Source organism: Streptomyces sp. 796.1, from assembly GCF_047525675.1.
In the GTDB taxonomy this organism is placed as follows: Bacteria; Actinomycetota; Actinomycetes; order Streptomycetales; family Streptomycetaceae; genus Streptomyces.
This window is the reverse complement of record NZ_JBLIWA010000024.1, coordinates 59,547-74,980: the sequence shown is the minus strand read 5'-3', so window position 1 is coordinate 74,980 and position 15,434 is coordinate 59,547. Positions and strand designations below refer to the sequence as shown.

At 64.2% G+C, this 15,434-nt stretch carries 20 protein-coding genes and 1 pseudogene; 13 read left to right on the top strand and 8 right to left on the bottom strand.

Annotated elements, in window-relative coordinates; genetic code table 11:
• Positions 1–92 precede the first annotated feature (92 nt).
• The 5 genes from ACMA1D_RS18015 to ACMA1D_RS17995 form a co-directional block, all read right to left on the bottom strand.
• Positions 93–437 carry a hypothetical protein gene (locus tag ACMA1D_RS18015; protein WP_414725014.1) on the bottom strand — a complete coding sequence of 115 codons (345 nt, stop codon included), beginning with the start codon at positions 435–437 and terminating at the stop codon, positions 93–95.
• A 479-nt stretch (positions 438–916) separates the two neighbouring features.
• Positions 917–1,762 (bottom strand): hypothetical protein, encoded by an 846-nt coding sequence (locus ACMA1D_RS18010; RefSeq protein WP_414725013.1) that lies wholly within the window; start codon positions 1,760–1,762, stop codon positions 917–919.
• Between the two features lie 277 nt (positions 1,763–2,039).
• Entirely contained in the window at positions 2,040–2,582 is a 543-nt protein-coding gene (locus ACMA1D_RS18005) for a hypothetical protein (RefSeq protein ID WP_414725012.1), read from the bottom strand.
• Positions 2,583–2,655: 73 nt separating this feature from the next.
• Complete coding sequence (locus ACMA1D_RS18000) at positions 2,656–4,131, bottom strand: phage portal protein (protein WP_414725011.1); 1,476 nt, start codon at positions 4,129–4,131, stop codon at positions 2,656–2,658.
• A gap of 28 nt (positions 4,132–4,159) precedes the next feature.
• Entirely contained in the window at positions 4,160–5,005 is an 846-nt protein-coding gene (locus ACMA1D_RS17995; protein WP_414725010.1) for a hypothetical protein, read from the bottom strand.
• Between ACMA1D_RS17995 and ACMA1D_RS17990 the strand changes: the two genes are divergently transcribed.
• Complete coding sequence (locus ACMA1D_RS17990) at positions 4,983–5,132, top strand: hypothetical protein (protein ID WP_414725009.1); 150 nt, start codon at positions 4,983–4,985, stop codon at positions 5,130–5,132. The two genes, ACMA1D_RS17995 and ACMA1D_RS17990, sit on opposite strands and share 23 nt — an antisense overlap.
• 661 nt (positions 5,133–5,793) lie before the next feature.
• Here the strand turns inward: ACMA1D_RS17990 and ACMA1D_RS17985 are convergent.
• Positions 5,794–6,105 (bottom strand): hypothetical protein, encoded by a 312-nt coding sequence (locus ACMA1D_RS17985; RefSeq protein ID WP_414725008.1) that lies wholly within the window; start codon positions 6,103–6,105, stop codon positions 5,794–5,796.
• 183 nt (positions 6,106–6,288) lie between these two features.
• Entirely contained in the window at positions 6,289–6,456 is a 168-nt protein-coding gene (locus ACMA1D_RS17980; RefSeq protein WP_176165866.1) for an HNH endonuclease, read from the bottom strand.
• Between the two features lie 567 nt (positions 6,457–7,023).
• On the opposite strand from ACMA1D_RS17980, the gene ACMA1D_RS17975 reads away from it, so the two are divergent.
• Complete coding sequence (locus ACMA1D_RS17975; protein WP_414725007.1) at positions 7,024–7,533, top strand: hypothetical protein; 510 nt, start codon at positions 7,024–7,026, stop codon at positions 7,531–7,533.
• Between the two features lie 111 nt (positions 7,534–7,644).
• Here ACMA1D_RS17975 and ACMA1D_RS17970 read toward each other — a convergent pair whose 3' ends face one another.
• Positions 7,645–8,517 (bottom strand): helix-turn-helix transcriptional regulator, encoded by an 873-nt coding sequence (locus ACMA1D_RS17970; protein WP_414725006.1) that lies wholly within the window; start codon positions 8,515–8,517, stop codon positions 7,645–7,647.
• A gap of 698 nt (positions 8,518–9,215) precedes the next feature.
• Between ACMA1D_RS17970 and ACMA1D_RS17965 the strand changes: the two genes are divergently transcribed.
• The 11 genes and pseudogenes from ACMA1D_RS17965 to ACMA1D_RS17915 all read left to right on the top strand — a co-directional run bounded on the left by ACMA1D_RS17965 (position 9,216) and on the right by ACMA1D_RS17915 (position 15,365).
• The gene (locus ACMA1D_RS17965; protein ID WP_414725005.1) at positions 9,216–9,992 is read left to right on the top strand and encodes a RecB family exonuclease; all 777 of its coding nucleotides are present in this window, start codon (positions 9,216–9,218) and stop codon (positions 9,990–9,992) included.
• Between the two features lie 57 nt (positions 9,993–10,049).
• Complete coding sequence (locus ACMA1D_RS17960) at positions 10,050–10,874, top strand: AAA family ATPase (protein WP_414725004.1); 825 nt, start codon at positions 10,050–10,052, stop codon at positions 10,872–10,874.
• Positions 10,875–10,919: 45 nt separating this feature from the next.
• Positions 10,920–11,270 carry a hypothetical protein gene (locus ACMA1D_RS17955; protein WP_414725003.1) on the top strand — a complete coding sequence of 117 codons (351 nt, stop codon included), beginning with the start codon at positions 10,920–10,922 and terminating at the stop codon, positions 11,268–11,270.
• Entirely contained in the window at positions 11,213–11,695 is a 483-nt protein-coding gene (locus tag ACMA1D_RS17950) for an endonuclease VII domain-containing protein (RefSeq protein ID WP_414725002.1), read from the top strand. Before ACMA1D_RS17955 ends, ACMA1D_RS17950 begins: the two co-directional genes overlap by 58 nt.
• Before the next feature lie 15 nt (positions 11,696–11,710).
• Positions 11,711–12,037, top strand: a pseudogene (locus tag ACMA1D_RS17945) (CHC2 zinc finger domain-containing protein); the annotation flags it as partial.
• Between the two features lie 28 nt (positions 12,038–12,065).
• Complete coding sequence (locus ACMA1D_RS17940; RefSeq protein ID WP_414725001.1) at positions 12,066–12,755, top strand: toprim domain-containing protein; 690 nt, start codon at positions 12,066–12,068, stop codon at positions 12,753–12,755.
• Positions 12,752–13,270 carry a DUF3310 domain-containing protein gene (locus ACMA1D_RS17935; RefSeq protein ID WP_414725000.1) on the top strand — a complete coding sequence of 173 codons (519 nt, stop codon included), beginning with the start codon at positions 12,752–12,754 and terminating at the stop codon, positions 13,268–13,270. The genes ACMA1D_RS17940 and ACMA1D_RS17935 overlap by 4 nt, the downstream gene beginning before the upstream one ends.
• Positions 13,267–14,085: a metallophosphoesterase gene (locus ACMA1D_RS17930; RefSeq protein WP_414724999.1), complete on the top strand. Its 819-nt coding sequence runs from the start codon at positions 13,267–13,269 to the stop codon at positions 14,083–14,085. The genes ACMA1D_RS17935 and ACMA1D_RS17930 overlap by 4 nt, the downstream gene beginning before the upstream one ends.
• A complete protein-coding gene (locus ACMA1D_RS17925) occupies positions 14,078–14,647 on the top strand; it encodes a hypothetical protein (protein WP_414724998.1) in 570 nt (189 codons plus the stop codon). The genes ACMA1D_RS17930 and ACMA1D_RS17925 overlap by 8 nt, the downstream gene beginning before the upstream one ends.
• A complete protein-coding gene (locus ACMA1D_RS17920; RefSeq protein WP_414724997.1) occupies positions 14,644–14,862 on the top strand; it encodes a hypothetical protein in 219 nt (72 codons plus the stop codon). The genes ACMA1D_RS17925 and ACMA1D_RS17920 overlap by 4 nt, the downstream gene beginning before the upstream one ends.
• On the top strand, positions 14,859–15,365 hold the full coding sequence (locus ACMA1D_RS17915; RefSeq protein ID WP_414724996.1) for a hypothetical protein: 507 nt from the start codon (positions 14,859–14,861) through the stop codon (positions 15,363–15,365). Before ACMA1D_RS17920 ends, ACMA1D_RS17915 begins: the two co-directional genes overlap by 4 nt.
• The last annotated feature ends 69 nt before the right edge of the window (positions 15,366–15,434 follow it).

Sequence of the window (15,434 nt, the reverse complement as noted above, 5' to 3'; positions counted from 1 at the left end):
CGAGGCCGCCCCACACCCTTGTCGCGTTGCCCCAGTCCCGGTGACGGGTGTAGGCACCCTCGGCTATCGGAGCGCTGTGAATCTCGACGGGGTCACTGAAGAACTTCGTCCGGCCCCCTCGTCAACGGGATGGACGTCAGCTTTCGCCTGTAGCGCTTGAGCGAAGTGCGGGCTGCCGGGGAGAGCTGCTGGGCGGACGCGGAGGAACCGAACTGCACCTCGACGTCGCCGACTCGTTCGGAGACGATGCCGGGCTGCACTGCCAGCCAGCGGATGACCTCGGAGCAGAGGACGGCGCGGATGCCGGGGGCGTCCTCGCGGTAGCCGCTGCCGCAGTAGTCCGCGATGAGGGCTGAGGCGTCCTGGATGAACGCCTCCACCCTGAGCCTTTCTGCGGCTTCGAACGTCCTGCCGATCCTGACTTCGATGTCAGGCACGGATATGGGTATGGCACTGACTCTCTTGCTTGGCACTCGTACGGGGTGACGGAGTATGGTGTGTGCGTGCCAAAGCTTGTGAAGGTGAAACCCCTTCAACCTCCTTTTTGCGAAGCGCGGTTCTGCTTCGACTGTCACTAGTGCTATCTGAAGTTTCCGGGGTGAGGCCATCCGTCCCGGGTGGCGGAAATGCAGCACTAGTGGAAAGGCAGATAAATGGAGGAAGGCTCGACACAGGCTGGATGCAACCACCGCGCTTTAGAGGTGTGCTTGCTCTTGTCGATCTCAACGGTCGTTGGCCTTGTGGCTGGCATCACGTTGGTCGGGCTTGGCTTGTCGCCTGGCCCCGCTGTCGGCGGAGCTGCTGGCGCCCTCGCGGGCGCCTTCAGCCTTGGGATGAGTTGTCTCACCTACATCAAGAGGCACAGCAACTAGCAGTCCGGCGGGGCGGCTGTGGCCGCCCCGCCTAGCATCTTGGCTTACGCCTTCACGGCAGCGGTCTTCGGCTTCACGCCGAACACGACGAGCTGTTCAGGCCGGATGATCTTCGCGTCGTAGAAGACCCGGCTCTTCACGGCCTGGGTGAACTTCTTCTCGGGTTCGTACGCCTTCATCTCGGCGTGCGGCACCAGCAGCGAGACGGCGTTGGTCGCGCCGAGGATCATGTCGATGCCCGAAGCGTCCATGTGGGCATTGCGCACGAACTTCTGCGTAGACCGGGTGTGGTTGCCGAACGTGGTGGTCGAGAACACTGGGAGGCCGAGGATCTGGCCGATCTGCCCGGTGGGCATGACCGACCCGCCGCCCCAGTGGGCCGCGTCCTTGAACTCCGGGTTGCGGAGCAGGTTCGCCTTCACCTTCGGGGAGATGATGAGGTAGCGGTTCTCCGGAGCCTGGTTCACGTCAAGCTCCTGGATCATGTCCACGAGGATGTCGTACACGTCGTCGGCGAGACGGTCGCCGGCCGCGTTCTCCGCGCCCTCGAACTTCTTGACCTTGCCGTGCAGGGAGTCGGGCGCCGGAGTTTCGCCGGCCTTCACGCCGTTGTAGTCCCGGCCTTCGACGCCGTGCGCGATGGTCTTTGCGATGAGGGAGTCCATGGCGATGGCGGTCTTCCGGGCACGCTGGGTAACCAGGTTCTCGAAGAGGCTGATGCCGTCCTTGGTCTGCCACTGGTGCACGCCGTCGATCTCGATGTTGAACGAGCTGCCCTTGCGGACCCGCACGTCCATGTACTCCAGGCTGGCGTGGTCAGCTTCGCCGATCGAGTCGTACGCGTTGACGGTGCCCTTGTCGGAGACGGTGTCATCAACGAAGTGCGGCACGTGCAGGACGTCCCCTTCGCGCCTGAATTCGCCTTCGTAATCGCGGTTGCAGATGAGCGACGAGCCGAGGACTAGCTTCTCCTCGACATCGGTGAGGAGCTGCGCGGTGTACAGCTCCGGGATGAAAACGTTGCCGGAGTTGACCTGATAGCCATCACCGAGGGTCTTGTTGAAACCCTTATCGAAGGTGGGGGAGGCAGTAATAAGTGCTCCAAAAGAAAGGCCGCCCGGAAGGCGGCCACAAGTTCAGAGGGGAATCCTTCCCCTGATGTCGGGATTAGATCTCGCCCCGTTGGAGGGCGTCGAACTTGCCCTCCTTCTTCGCGGCGACGATCTGCGCGGGCGACATGCGGGCCATGTCCTCGCGGGTGAGCTGCGGGACGCCGGCACCACCCTGGCGACCAAGGCCGAGGCCCTGCGCGAACTCGGGCCTTGTCGCCGGCGTCGGGAGCGACGAGAGGAACTGGGCGATGGTGTCTGCGTTGACACTGCCGTCATCGGCGACGAACGAGCCGACGTTCAGATACTCGACGCTGGGCAGCTCGACGCCGGCCGACGCCGCATGGGCGCGTAGTTCCGCCGTGGCCAGTCGTGTTCCGAACTCGCCGACCACTGCCTTGCGCTCTTCTGCGCGAGCGGCCCCCAGGGCCTGCTCCTGGTCGGACAGCGCCGTTTGGCGGAGCCGTTCCAGCTCGGTGCTGACCTGTTGGAACCTCTCCTCGTTCTTACGTGAGAGGGTCTTCCACTTCTCGACCGCCGCCTGGAGGGCGGCAACGTCGGGAGTAGGCCCGGTGGGCGTCTCACCCAGGGGCTCAGCCATGTGCGGTATCCATTTCGTTCACGGGGCAGGCAAGGAAGTCACTGGCCTCGGGCGGGGCATAGGGCGGGTGGTGCTACGTGCCAGCCTTCTCGCGGGCGGCGTTCCCACTGTTGCCCCTGGGCGGTTTGGCAGCCGCCTTCTTGGCTTCGACGCCGGCAACTTCCGGGTTGGGGCGGGCGATGCTCGCCATCTCGGCCTGAGACATGTACTTGTCGGCCCGTTCCATTTCGGCGCGGGCCTCTTCCTCAAGCAGGTCCTGAAACCTTTCGATCTGCTGCGGGGTGTACCCGGCGTCGAGCCAGAGCTGCTGCTTCGGGACGTTGAGCTGCTGGAGCTTGAGAAGGGAGTCGACGTGCTGCGCCTCGGTCCGGTTCTCGGGGTCACGCCACATGACTTCCGCCTCGAACGCCTCCGCCCGTTCCCTGTCCTTGAGGACGAGGAACGCCAACCGGAGCACCTTCTCCCACGCCTCACCGAAGTGGAGCATCCGTTCGCGGGCCTTGGCGACCAGGCCGGCCTCCGCGGAAGTGATCGAGTCACCCGAGGGGACCTGGCCGCCCTTGAGCAGGTAGTGGAAGGGCACCCTCGCGAGGCTCGCGAGGTGCATGGTCAGCATGTCGACCAGGTCGACGTAGTTGCTGAGGTCCGCCGCCTCGAACTGGCCGAAGCTGGCGGAGGGGTCCTCGGCCTGGAGCAGCTTGTCGACGGCGACGCGGAACGGTTCCACCGGCCGGCCGGCCTCGTCCTCCTGGATCTCCAGGCCAGTGACGTACCGCTGGGGCCAGGCAGCGTACTCGCTGGCCACCAGTGCGTCCGCGGTGACCTTGTTGATGGCGTCCTGGAGGGGGATGATCGGCGCCAGGTCGGACATCGGTTCCCCGATGAGCCGGGTGCGGTTCTGGAGCGGGACGACCGGGACGACTCGGAGAGGATTCCTCTCCGTCTTGTCGATCGAGTAGCCGAGGAGAGACGGGCCGCCTGTGCAGACCACGTCTTCGAGCCAGAGCGTGCAGTGCTCGCGGCCCCAGTCGTCAACGAAGAACTTGGCCGCGGCCTCCACCTCTCGGCGGCTGCCAGGCTTGAACTGCACGACCACTGTCTCGGGGGACTCCACCGTGATGACGGGGTCGCCGTCCCCGTCAGCCCACACGACGACGTACGCCGAGCCCTGCACCATCGCGTCCAGGTGGCCGGAGGCGGACTCTGCATCGAGGAAGTTCTTCTGCCAGATGCGACGGGCTTCCCTGTCCGCCTGGGGCTCGTCCGCCATCCGGAAGCCTTCGACAGCCAACCGCTCGTTGACACTGTCGATCACCAGGCCGCAGAAGTTGTCGCTCCAGCGATCGAAGACGTCGGCGAACTCGCTGCGGTACTTGGACTGAGCGAAGAGCATCTTCTGGTGCCGACCGTCGTAATACGAGCTGAACCGACCGAGCTTGCGCTGCTGGAGGGCGAGCTTCCCCTTGAGGAAGTCCATCCATTCGGCGGGTGAGACCGGGGGCGAGCCCCCGGCCTCACCGGAGGGCACTCGCAACGCGGCAGTCGTCATTCAGGCCCCTCTCAGTGCGGGGCCTTGCTCAAAACCCAACGACACGTCTTCGTTTGCTCTGCATTCGTCCGTCGGCAATTGCGTCCGCCCGGGCCTCGAAGGCGAGGACTGCGCACACCGCCAAGTCGATCTTTCGCTTTGACCGGGGGGAGTCCTTGCAAATGAGGAGCCCCTGGGGCACCTCCCTGGTCACCGCGTTGAGACAGTGCCGGGTCAGGTTCGGGTCCCCGTCGTGCTTCACGTCGCCGACCACGACGGCGGAGTGCAGGCGCTCAGTGGCCTCGCACATCCTCATCGGCTTGTTGGTCCAGTATTCGAAGACGCGGTCGTCTCCGTAGGTGATGGCCCAGCGGCCGATGGCTTCCTGCCAGTACGGGGGGTCCCCATAGAACCACTCGACCCTGTACGTCTCGAAGGCCCGCTTCACCGCGGCTTCGACAGCGAGGATGTCAACTTCCCAATCCGGACGCTTCGGGTCCCGTGGGTTCTCCCAGAGCCCCAGGACGAACAGCTTGCCGTCCCGCAGGCGGGCTCCGACCAAGCCGGTGGCGTCGCCGCGGAGGCTCCCGTCGAACCCCACGGCGATCTGGTCGCCGGGCCGGATCGGATCGTCCTCGTCAAGGCACGCGTCCCACTCGGCCTTGACCAGCCACCCGTCGGCGTTCTCCTGGATGTTGTTCAGGTAGAAGCGGTACGCGACCGCCGGAGCGGTACGCGGGTCCAAGATGGCGGCGACAATGCCGTCCACGTCCACCCAGTGGGAGTCTCCGTAGGCGTCGATGACGCCGGCCCGGACCGCAGCCTCGTCCTTGAGGTCGATGTCGCGCTCGGCCTCGCGACAGTCGTAGAGAATGCCCGCCGCCCCGTACTCCATCGCGGCCTCGAAGGTCCGCTGGGCGATCGAGTTCTCGTTGGGGTTGAAGGCGTTGGTGGTCTCGATCAGTCGAGAGCCGGCACCGGCGGTCTTCTGGATGTTGCGGTCGAGGGTTTCCCAGACGTAGACGCCCTGGTTCGACTCGATCCAGTGGTGGACCTCGTCGCAAACAACAAAGTGGGCACGGCCCGGCCCCGGCAGAAGCGTCTCTGCCGGGGCCGGGCAAAGGTTGGCCTCGCCCCCTCAAGTCCTCGGGACGAGGACGTGACGGGCTCGATCCGACCGGGGCGGCCATCCTTGAACTGGATGAGCCCCTTGCCGATGTCGAGCTTGAACTCCCGCTCCGCGGGGGATTCCGCCAACATTCCGCGGATCATGTCGCGCGTGTTGGCCGTCTGGTCCAGCGACGTTGCGGCGATCTGGACTAGAGGGAGCGGAACCCGCTTGCCGACCGGCATGCCGGAGGCGTCAAAATGCGAGAAGCGGGCGGGCCCGATGAACTCCACGATGCAGATAGCTGCGAGAAGCGGCGTCTTGCCCTAAACCCCAACCCTTAGCGCGTCGGAGCGCTGCGGACCGGTACAACCACCTCCCGTTCTCATCGATGCTGTACATCCAGAGAACGAAACGCAACTGCTCGGCGGTGAAGCGCCACGGTTGCCCCGCGGTCTCGCCGTCGGGTTGAACGATGTACCGCTGGGCCCATCGGATAATGCCGTACCCGAGGCTTCGGGAAGGGTGCGGAACGCCGGCCGGCATGTTGCCCGTGAGCGGCATTCCCACCCCCTTTACGTCTCCGTGAGCATCCGGAACAGTTCCTCGTCCATGTTCGAATTGCTGGCCTCTTGAGCGGCTTTGGTCGCCTCTTCGTCGGCCTGTTTGTCGAAGTTCATTCGGAGCCGGGCCCGATCCTCCGTGGTGGCACCCCAACGACCGACGCGTTGGCGAATCTCGCCTGCCAGCCTCACATCGCCCTGGTAGAAGGCGTCCACGATTCGCGTGGTCAGCTCCAGCTCGGCCCAGTCCGTCTCAAGCCAGTGCCTGGTCTGAGGGGCGGCGGCCCAGGTTCTCCAGAAGCGCTTAGCCCCACCGGTCGTCACCCCCAGAGCCTTCGGAAGGGCACGGCCCTCGCCCGGCTCAGCAGTCAGCGCGTGCTCGCCCAGGGCGTGCTCGCGGTTACGCCGACGTGCGTTCGGGTCTGGGGCCGGTCCGCGGCGAACAGGCACGAGAACACCCCCTCGGGCACGGAGAAGTCTGATCGGAGTGAATGAATGAATCGAGGGCTACCGGTCCTCGAAGTAGGTCTTCCGGCGGTGACAGTCGCGACACAGGACCCAAAGGTTTGTCAGGTCCCACGTACCGCCCTTGGAGACCGGGACCAGGTGGTCGACCTCCAACTCGGAGGCCGAGCCGCAGCGCTGGCAGGCGAAGCGATCACGGGCCAGGACCATGGCCCGTCGCTTGTGGAAGTCGCCGGGGCGATTTCGGTTCCGCGCCGAGCTGGCCCACCCGCGCTTTGGAGGGGCGTGCTCCTCGCAGCGGCCCGAGCGGGCTGTTACGGCGGTGCAGCCGACCACCAGGCAGACCGAGCGAGCGCGTGGCACAAGAGCCTCCTCGACGCGTACCGGTATGGGGAGCCCCCTGGGGCCTCGTGCACACCCAAGGGGAGGGGCCGTCAAAAGTAGAGGGCCCCGGCTGGTTGAATTTCTGGCAGCCGGGGCCGGACGTCGCCTCTCCTCTTTGGAGCCACGTTGGAACGTGAAGGCGCGCGACGAGTAAAAAGGAACAGAGGCCATTGCGTCTATTTGGACACTGAAATATCAGGAGTCAATGGCTATTCACTAAATATGTACGTGTTAGTTGGTGGGGCTGTCACGTGCGTGAGACGCACATCACTCGGGTGACATTCGGTAAGGTCCGGAACTCAGAAATTGTTGCGAGACTACCTCGGTGGTATGTTGGGCGGCCCGGGTGGGGCTGGCCGGTCCGCTCACACATCGTTCGACAGGGTGTTCCCGATGACCAAACTGCCCAGCGACTCCGTGCTGGCGAGGCTGTACCACCTCGGGGTCAAGGACGATGAGATTGCTGCTCAGTACGATGTGCGTAAGCAGGCGGTGAGCAAGCGCCTGGTGGCCATGGGACTGCGGCGGGCACCAGTTGCTGAGCGCGTGAGGGATGCGTTGGCCTTGGCCCGGGAGGGCAAGATCGGTTCCGCTGGAGTGGAGACGCACCACAGCAACTACGCGTCCAAGAACCTCAAGGTGTACCTGCGGCTGCGCCTAGGTGATGAGTCGGTCGGTGAGACCGCGGCGGCGTCGGCGGAGCGGATGGTGCGCCGGCTGGTGCGCGAACAGTTGATCATCGACTACGCCCGGGACGAAGGATGGGTTCTGGTTCCTCGCCGATCCTCGGATGACCGATGGATCGTTCGTTGGCCGGAGGGCGCGGAACTACCGGCCACGGACATCCGAGCGGCCTTGGAACTGCCCTCCGACCCTGATGCCGTGGTGCCCACAACGGAGTAGCAGACCGCCCACCCGGAACGAACGGCGGAAGCGCCGGGAGCCCCCATGCGCTTCCGCCAAGGGGGCTCCGCGCCTCGCATGGATAGCCGGGCCCCTTGCGGCCGGTCACACCTAAGCGGCCTCCTGCACTGCGCAGGTTGTGCTCGGCGGTGTGATCGCGGTCGTCAGTTCTGAGGGTGCCCCCGACGAGAGCATGTCGGTGGGTAGCCAGGCGATGAAGTGCATGGACTGTGGGCCTGCCAACGGCTGGAAGCCCAGCCACACCGCCTCGACTTCGTCGCTACGGGACTCGGGCATGCGGTAGCGCAGCGCCCCCTTTGGGTGTGTGCACACCGTGACGTCGTCGTCGTAGATTCGCCGGCCTTCCTCACTTCCTTCCCGGACCTCGCGTATCACCTGGGCCAGTCGTGGGTTGTCCTTGTGTTGGCTCGCTGCCGCTCGGAGCTGCGCGGCCATTGGCCTCGCCCACTTGGTCTCCCAGTCCACGAGTTGCAACCGCGCCTGGGGGTGCGCGAGCGCCCAGATCATCACGTTGCCGACGGACTTCATCCAGGGCATGTGGCCCACGGCGTGGTCGTTGTAGAGGTGCACGTCCCAGGCTGTGTCGGATATGTAGGCGGGAAGCGGCTGTCGGCGGACCAGCTCGGCGAAGTGGGGGCTGATTCCGCCAGACGGCAGGACGTGGGGCCGCGGTTGAGGTTGCCGGCCGACGGCGTGGACAAACAGGGCGTGGCGCTCCGTGTCGTCCAGGGACAGGGCCTCGGCGACCGCTTCGAGAAACAGATCCGAGTAGGCCCCGGGGGCACCGGTCTCCAGCCTGTTGTACCAGCGGGGGCTCACGCCGACGAGGTCGGCTACTTCTTCCTGGGTGAGACCGGCCTTGCGCCTGCGGTTAAACCGGCTGGGGAGGGCAACCTCGTCGCGGTTCACGCGTCTGCGCCAGGCGCGTAGGAGGCGTGTCAGATCAGACTGGGGGTGGTTCATGGGGGGTGATCGCAATTCGCTCGTCGTGCTTGAGGGGCTGGAGTGGCCACAGCCGCGCGAAACAAGATACTCCAGACACCTACGGTCCTAGTGGTGCATACAGCGCACTTGTTATTGATCACCGCGTAGATCGCCTATCGCGCGAAGTGGATCTTAGAACCCAACTGTTCCGGAACTGGATGGTTCCTACCTAAGCCTCGCAAGATCCGGCATAGTGGGGATCACCGGGTCGGCCGAGTCCGCTTCCTGAGCGCTGGCGGCGGGTCGGGCGGTCAAATCCCGATGCCTAGAGGTGTCGGGAAAATATTTAACCAAATAGTTGTTGCGAGACCATTCCTGGGAGTCGCCCACATGTCGACCTGCGTGTTGGAGGATGCTCGCTCAAATTCTGCGGAGGCTCTTAAGTGTGCGATTGAATCAACGTCTATCGTCACGGGCGTCACGTTGCTTTTCGCTGAAGGTGTTCTGGTTTGCCGAATGGACACCTCGTCGCCCCGAACTGGGTGCTACTTCCACCTGGTCGTGAGCGACCTTGCGACCGACGAGTGTTGGCGAGATGTCGAGATCGTCTTTTGCCGGCAAGGCTTGAGGCGCTGGCGTGAGGCGATAGTCGACGTTCTTTTTTCGGCACGCCCTTCCACGCACTTCGCAGGGAGTGCGTCATCCCACCTTTACGTGATCCATCCGGAGGCCATCCGTTGAGCGTTGAAACCCAGCCTCGGTCTGTTAGTCAGGTCCAGCAGTACGAGCAGTGCCCTCATCGCTTCTATCTGCAACGCGTCGAGCGTGTAGTGCCTAGGCCGGCCGCCTGGAGTCACCACGGCACCGCCTTTCACTCTGCTGCTGAAGCTTTTGAGTTGTCCGACAGGGAAATGTCGGTGGACGAGGTCGTGCAGATCTTCAGTGAGCGGTACGCGGAGGGGATCAACGAGAGTCTTGGCAGGGAGCCGAACGTGGACTTGTGGCTTTCTGCACGCAGGGACGGTGGTAGCGACATCGAAGCGCGATATGTGCTCGGCCAGCAGCAGACGCGGCGCTATGTCGAATGGGCCGCAGGGGAGCCGAGCGCAACGTACTGCACGCCCGATGGCCGCAAGGCCGTTGAGCTGTACTTCATGGTGGAACTGGGTGGAGTCCAGGTTCGAGGGTTCATTGACCAGCTAGTTCAAGACCCGGACGGGTCTGTCCGGCCGCGGGACTGGAAGACAGGCACGACGAAGTCGAGGTTCCAGCTTGAGGCATACGGCGTAGCGACGCGCAAAGCCTTCGGCGTGGAGGTCAACAAGGCCGACTGGTACCTGGCCAAGGACGGTCGTCTCTCTCGCCCCGTTTCCCTGGCGGGGGTGACTGAGTGGACGGTAGGAGAGCGGTTCGAGGCCATGGATTCTGCTGTCAAGCTGGGGAACTTCCCGGCCCGTCCGGGGTTCGCCTGCAAGTTCTGTGACGTTTCGCATGCTTGCTCGATGAGAAATTGAGTTGTTGCGAGACCGCCTGCTATGTAGTGTAGAAAACGCGAAAAGGGGAACTGTCTCGTGTACTCTCTGAGTCAGTCGGTCAATATGCGAGAGGCTACTGGTGAACCTCTTCCGTCTCCGTTCAAGGGGCTGGAGGAGCTTGATGCCAACTTTCGGCGGGGCGAGTTGTCAATAACCGCTGCTGCTGGTGGTACCGGAAAGAGCATGTTGGCGCTCAACCTTGCTGTGCAGAGTAACGTCCCCACTTTGTACTTCTCGGCAGACTCCACGGCGGCAACGCAACTTTCGCGCGCTACAGCAATTATCACCGGTGACGACGTAAAAGACATCAAGTCCAAGCTGCATGCGGGGCAATTTTTCGAGTACAACAACGTGCTGGCGGACCGGTGGTGGCAACGGTTCAACTATGAGGCCCGGCCGACGCCAGCCGTTATCGAAATGCACTTGGAAGCCTTTCATGAAGTCTTCAACATCTACCCACACCTTGTCGTGATTGACAACATCACCAATGTCGATGTGGGGGGCTCCGGAAGCGCAGACGAGTACACCTTTTCCCTGGAGGGGCTGTGCGATTACCTCAACGAGCTGGCGCGTGAAACCCATGCCCACGTGATGGCCATGCATCACGTTGTCGGTGAATATTCCGACGGCTTGAAGCCGATCCCCCAGTCCGGGTTGAAGGGGAAGATCAGTCGGGTTCCCGCTCTGGTTCTGACCATTCACAAAGAGGTCGACGGCATGGGGGGCGTGATTCTTAACGTAAGCCCCGTGAAGAACCGCGAAGGGCGTGAAGACAGCCGCGGTGAGACGTTCGCTTCGCTCTCCTTCAATACGCGCAACATGCGCTTGGCGGACCTGTCGGCCAGCAGTGTGGGCTTTTAATTTGCGACAAAAGTTGTCGCGAGACCAAATGGAAGGAGCGGGAACGTGAAACCGTCCCGTGCCACGCGAGTCCCCGCTCCCAGGGGGTACCGCCTCGGCGTCGAACTGGCTGCTGCTCTCCCTGAGCGCTACCCCGAACTCGCTCCGGCCGAGCAGGCGAAGCTCGCCGAGGCGGCGGTCGTGCTCGTTGTGGAGTTCAGCAGTCGTCGCTTCGACACCCGGCAGCTCGCCCTCGACCTGCGGGGGCGCCACATGAAGGCGGTGGTCGCCAGGCGCAGCGCGCAGGCGCGGCAGGTGGCGGTGATAGATGCGCAGGTGCTGCGTGAGACCGCGGTCGAATGCGACGAGTCCGGTCGCCTACTCCGGTTGGAGCGGAGCCTGCGGAGGGCTTCATGACCTCCGGCGCCCGCGCCCGGACGCGTCCGTGTGCACGGTGTCTGCGTAACCGCGACCGCCGCTTCTTCGCCCCGCACGGACGTGTGTGCGCGACTTGCCGCAAGAAGGCGCGGAGCGCGGCAGATCACGAACGGCGTGTACGGCGCGTCTATGGGCTGGGTGCGGGGGAGTACGACGCCCTGCTCGCGGCGCAGGACGGGCGGTGCGCCATCTGTGGCGGCGTCCGAAGGCAGCGGCTATCTGTCGACCACTGCCACCGAACCAACCTCGTCCGCGGTCTGCTCTGTCGCATGTGCAACGGCCGATTGCTGACCGCCGCACGCGACTCTGCCGAAGCACTTCGAGCTGCGGCTCGCTACCTGGAGGACCCACCGGCTCCCCGCCTTCTCGGCCGCCGGTACTACCAAGGAGAGGAGAGGCCGTGACCCACGGCCAAGGTGATGCGCCAACTTACCGCGACTGGCGCGGCAACCGGCAGTTCATGGAGGCCGCCTATCGCCGATACGACTTTCCGGTGGTCACTCGGAGGGCGGACGATCCAGAGCCGGCAACACAAGTTGAAGCCGATCAATAAACCGCCCATCGAGACGGTTCTGGCGTACTACAAGACCAATTGGCAGGCTCCGCATGCTGGGACAAGCGTAGGTGCATGGGTGGCGTGTCTTTGCCCCTTCCACGTGGAGGAGAAAGCCTCTGCGGCAGTCAACTACGAGACGGAGCGGGTCCATTGCTTCGCTTGTGGGGTGTCGCTCGACTCCATCGGCGTGATTCAAAGGGAAGAAGGGGCGACGTTCGTTGAAGCTACGCGAATCGCAGAAAGCAGATTTGGTAGCCGCCGGGAAGCGATACAGCAGCCAGTACCCCGAAAGCCCAGCCGCCCAATATATGGAGCATCGCGGGCTGGGCGAACAGGCGGAACAGTTCCGCGTCGGCTACGTTTCCGATCCGATTACAGGGCATGAGTGGTACCGCGGTCGGCTGGCCATTCCCTATCTCCGCCCCGCCGGTGGGGTGCACGCGCTAGCCACCATGCGCTTTCGCTGTATCGCGGACGAGTGCGTGAAGGACGGCAGTGGGGCTTACGTGCAGCCCCACGAGGAGGCGCACGAGAAGCATGCCAAGTACCTCACGATTCCGGGCCACAACCCGCACCTCTTCAACACGGCAGCGCTCCTGACCTCCTCGACCGTGGTTCTCTGCGAGGGAGAACTCGACGCTATGGCCGTCTCTGGCCTTGGAGTGCCAGCCGTCGGTGTCCCCGGCGTGGCGAGTTGGCGTGACCACTTCGACCCCGCCTTCGCCGGCCTCGCCACGACTCTCGTGGTGGGGGATGGCGACGAGGCAGGGCGCGCCTTCACGCGAAAGGTCTGTGAACGCCTAGCCAGTGCAAGGCCGATAGACCTCGGCGACGGATATGACGCGAATCGATTCATTGTCACATACGGAAAAGAAGCATCCCGGGAAAGGCTAGGGCTCGCTGCATGAGCAAGTTTCGCGTGGGGGACAAGGTTGTTGTGACTGACGCCCCAAGTCAGATAGCGCGATGGGTAGGAGAGAACACGCGCGGAGTCGTTCAGGGTGTCTATGAGGGACAGCCCTACCCCAACGATGTGCAACTCACCGGCGGGGCCGCTATGTGCTTCACGGACGGTGAGTTGGCGTTTTCCTCCGAGAACGACCCCGGGCAGCGACTTCTGAATGAGGCCCCCGGCCTCTCGATGGACCTCCGAGGCCAGGAGGCGTTGAAGGCGATGAAGTTCGCCTTTCGAGACAGGCCCCCGCGGTCGGACACGAAGTCGAACGTCGACCATCCCGGCCACTACAACCAGCACCCCAGCGGTATCGAGTGCATAGAGATCACCAAGCACATGAACTTCGCGATGGGAAATGCCGTCAAGTACCTGTGGCGGGCTGACCTGAAAGGGACACCGATAGAAGACCTGAAGAAGGCCGAAAACTACATCCGGATCGAGATTGAGCGCCGAGAGGAGCGCGTGTGAGCGTACGTGAAATCGTAATCGTATCCGACGTCCAGTTTCCGCTCCACGACGCGCGGGCAGTCCGCAACCTCTGGCGCTACATCGCGGATCGGCAGCCGGCAGAAGTTCTCATCATCGGCGACTTCATGAACTACGCCGCCCCCTCGCGGTGGTCGAAGAACACGCGAGCCGAGTTCGAGAACTGCGTCCTCCAGGAGTCCGAAGGTGGTAAAGCGCTGCTGCACGATCTCCGGGAGGGGTACGGCGGCCCGGTGAAGTTCATGCGGGGCAACCACGACATCCGCCCTGCGGAGTACCTGCGGCGCTACGCGCCGGCGCTTGCGGCCAGCCGGGCCTTCGACGTCGACGTCCTGCTGGACTTCGAAGGGCTCGACATCGAGGTGCTGCCTCCCTTCGCCGAGGTGGCGCCGGGCTGGGTCGCCATGCACGGGCACGAGCTGCGGGGGCTGTCTCCCATCCCCGGCCGCACCGCGGCCTCGAAGGTGAGGAAGCTGGATCGGTCCGTGGTCATGGGGCACACCCACAAAAACGCGGTCTCCCCGGAGACGGTGGGCGTGGGCCGCCATCGGCGAACCCTCTACGGCTTCGAGACGGGCCACCTCATGGACGAGGTCAAGGCCGAGTACCTGTCGCAAGGCGTTGCCAACTGGCAGAAGGGCTGGGGCCGGCTCTTGGTCGGCAAGTACTCGGCGGCCCCGGTTCCCGTGTACGTCGAGCGCGACGGGTCCTTCGTGGTGGACGGAGTCCGACATGGAGCGATCCAGAGAAACGAGCAGGGTCGCTTCGTCCGGCAGAAGGAGGCCGCGGTTGCCTGACGCCGTTGAACTGGACTGGGCCTACCTGGCCGGCCTGGCAGAGCGCGTTGCGATCGGGATCGCGCAGAAGTGGCACATCGTTGAGTCGGCCGACGTGAAGCAGGAGATCCTGCTTCACGCCTACACCCACCGGGCCACGATCGAAGCCCACTACGGCAGTGAGGACTTCCTCTGGAAGATCTTCCACAAGGCCGGCACTCAGTACGCGAGTCGGGAACGCAACTACCGCGACCTCCTGGATGACACCTACTACTACACCCCCGACGAAGCCAAGCTCGCGGTGCAGACCTTCCTCTACACCGACGCCGAACTCGGCGAAGTGGTGGGCAAGAAGGACGACCTGCTCCGGACACGCGTAGGCGACAACATCGTCTCGGCGCGCGCCGACGCTGCCACCGCGCTCAAGAAGCTGCCAGAGCGGTACAAGCAGCTCCTCATGCGGCGCCACGTATACGGCCTCCCCGTCTCGGACCAGGCCGATCGGCAGGCGCTCAGTCGCGCGACGGTCGCCCTGGCCCAGCAGATGAACCGAACCCTCCGCATCCGAAGGCACACGACGTGATCGAAACGACCAAGATCTATCGGCGGGACATCGACTCGCCAAGCCAGACGTACGTGCAACTCACAGTCGTCCACGACGACGAAGAGGACACCGCTACCTACATCGCGCACCGTGCCGAGGACGGCACCATGTCGGAGATCAACCTGGCGTGCGCCGACGTGGCAGCCCTTCTCGACATCCTCGACTCTGCCCACCACGGAAGGAATGCGCTGTGACCGACGACCCGTTCGCCGACACGTCCCCCTGGGACGACCCCACCACCCCACCTCTCACGGAGACGCCTGTGACCGCTCCTGCGCCCGCCCCGAACGCCCCGGCACCCTTCAAGATCGGGCTCACGGTGAAGGCCGGACCTGACTACGGAGCCGAGTGGCTGACGCCGGCCGTGTACGGCCACACCGCCATTGAGACGGCGGCCCGCGGCGTAGAACTGCTCGCCGCCATGAAGGAAAAGGGGCTGATCGAACACAACGCCCGGTTCGCCCAGTACACCCGTGATCAGTACAAGGGGGGCGCTAACTCGACACCCAAGAGGTTCGAGAACGGCAAGGTCGTGGCCGCGCCGTCCAGTAGCGACTACACCTGCGAGCACGGCCAGCGGACGTTCAAGGACGGCGGTAGCTGGGCCGCGTACTTCTGCGGCGGGCGCGGGCTAGACAAGTCGGCGCAGTGCTCTCCGATGTGGCGCCAGAAGGACGGGTCTTACCGGGCGAATTAATGAATTAACCATGCCCAAAAAGTTGTCACGAGACCGGGGGTCGGTCGCCGGGCCGGCCCCCGCGGCGTA

Excerpts from the sequence above, each read along its gene's own strand:
- ACMA1D_RS18000 (WP_414725011.1), bottom strand. The coding sequence starts at position 4,131 with ATGACGACTGCCGCGTTGCGAGTGCCCTCCGGTGAGGCCGGGGGCTCG.
- ACMA1D_RS17950 (WP_414725002.1), top strand. The coding sequence starts at position 11,213 with ATGCGACGAGTCCGGTCGCCTACTCCGGTTGGAGCGGAGCCTGCGGAG.
- ACMA1D_RS17970 (WP_414725006.1), bottom strand. The coding sequence starts at position 8,517 with ATGAACCACCCCCAGTCTGATCTGACACGCCTCCTACGCGCCTGGCGC.
- ACMA1D_RS17990 (WP_414725009.1), top strand. The coding sequence starts at position 4,983 with ATGCCCGCCGCCCCGTACTCCATCGCGGCCTCGAAGGTCCGCTGGGCG.
- ACMA1D_RS17975 (WP_414725007.1), top strand. The coding sequence starts at position 7,024 with ATGACCAAACTGCCCAGCGACTCCGTGCTGGCGAGGCTGTACCACCTC.
- ACMA1D_RS17995 (WP_414725010.1), bottom strand. The coding sequence starts at position 5,005 with ATGGAGTACGGGGCGGCGGGCATTCTCTACGACTGTCGCGAGGCCGAG.
- ACMA1D_RS18005 (WP_414725012.1), bottom strand. The coding sequence starts at position 2,582 with ATGGCTGAGCCCCTGGGTGAGACGCCCACCGGGCCTACTCCCGACGTT.
- ACMA1D_RS17980 (WP_176165866.1), bottom strand. The coding sequence starts at position 6,456 with ATGGTCCTGGCCCGTGATCGCTTCGCCTGCCAGCGCTGCGGCTCGGCC.
- ACMA1D_RS17935 (WP_414725000.1), top strand. The coding sequence starts at position 12,752 with ATGAGCAAGTTTCGCGTGGGGGACAAGGTTGTTGTGACTGACGCCCCA.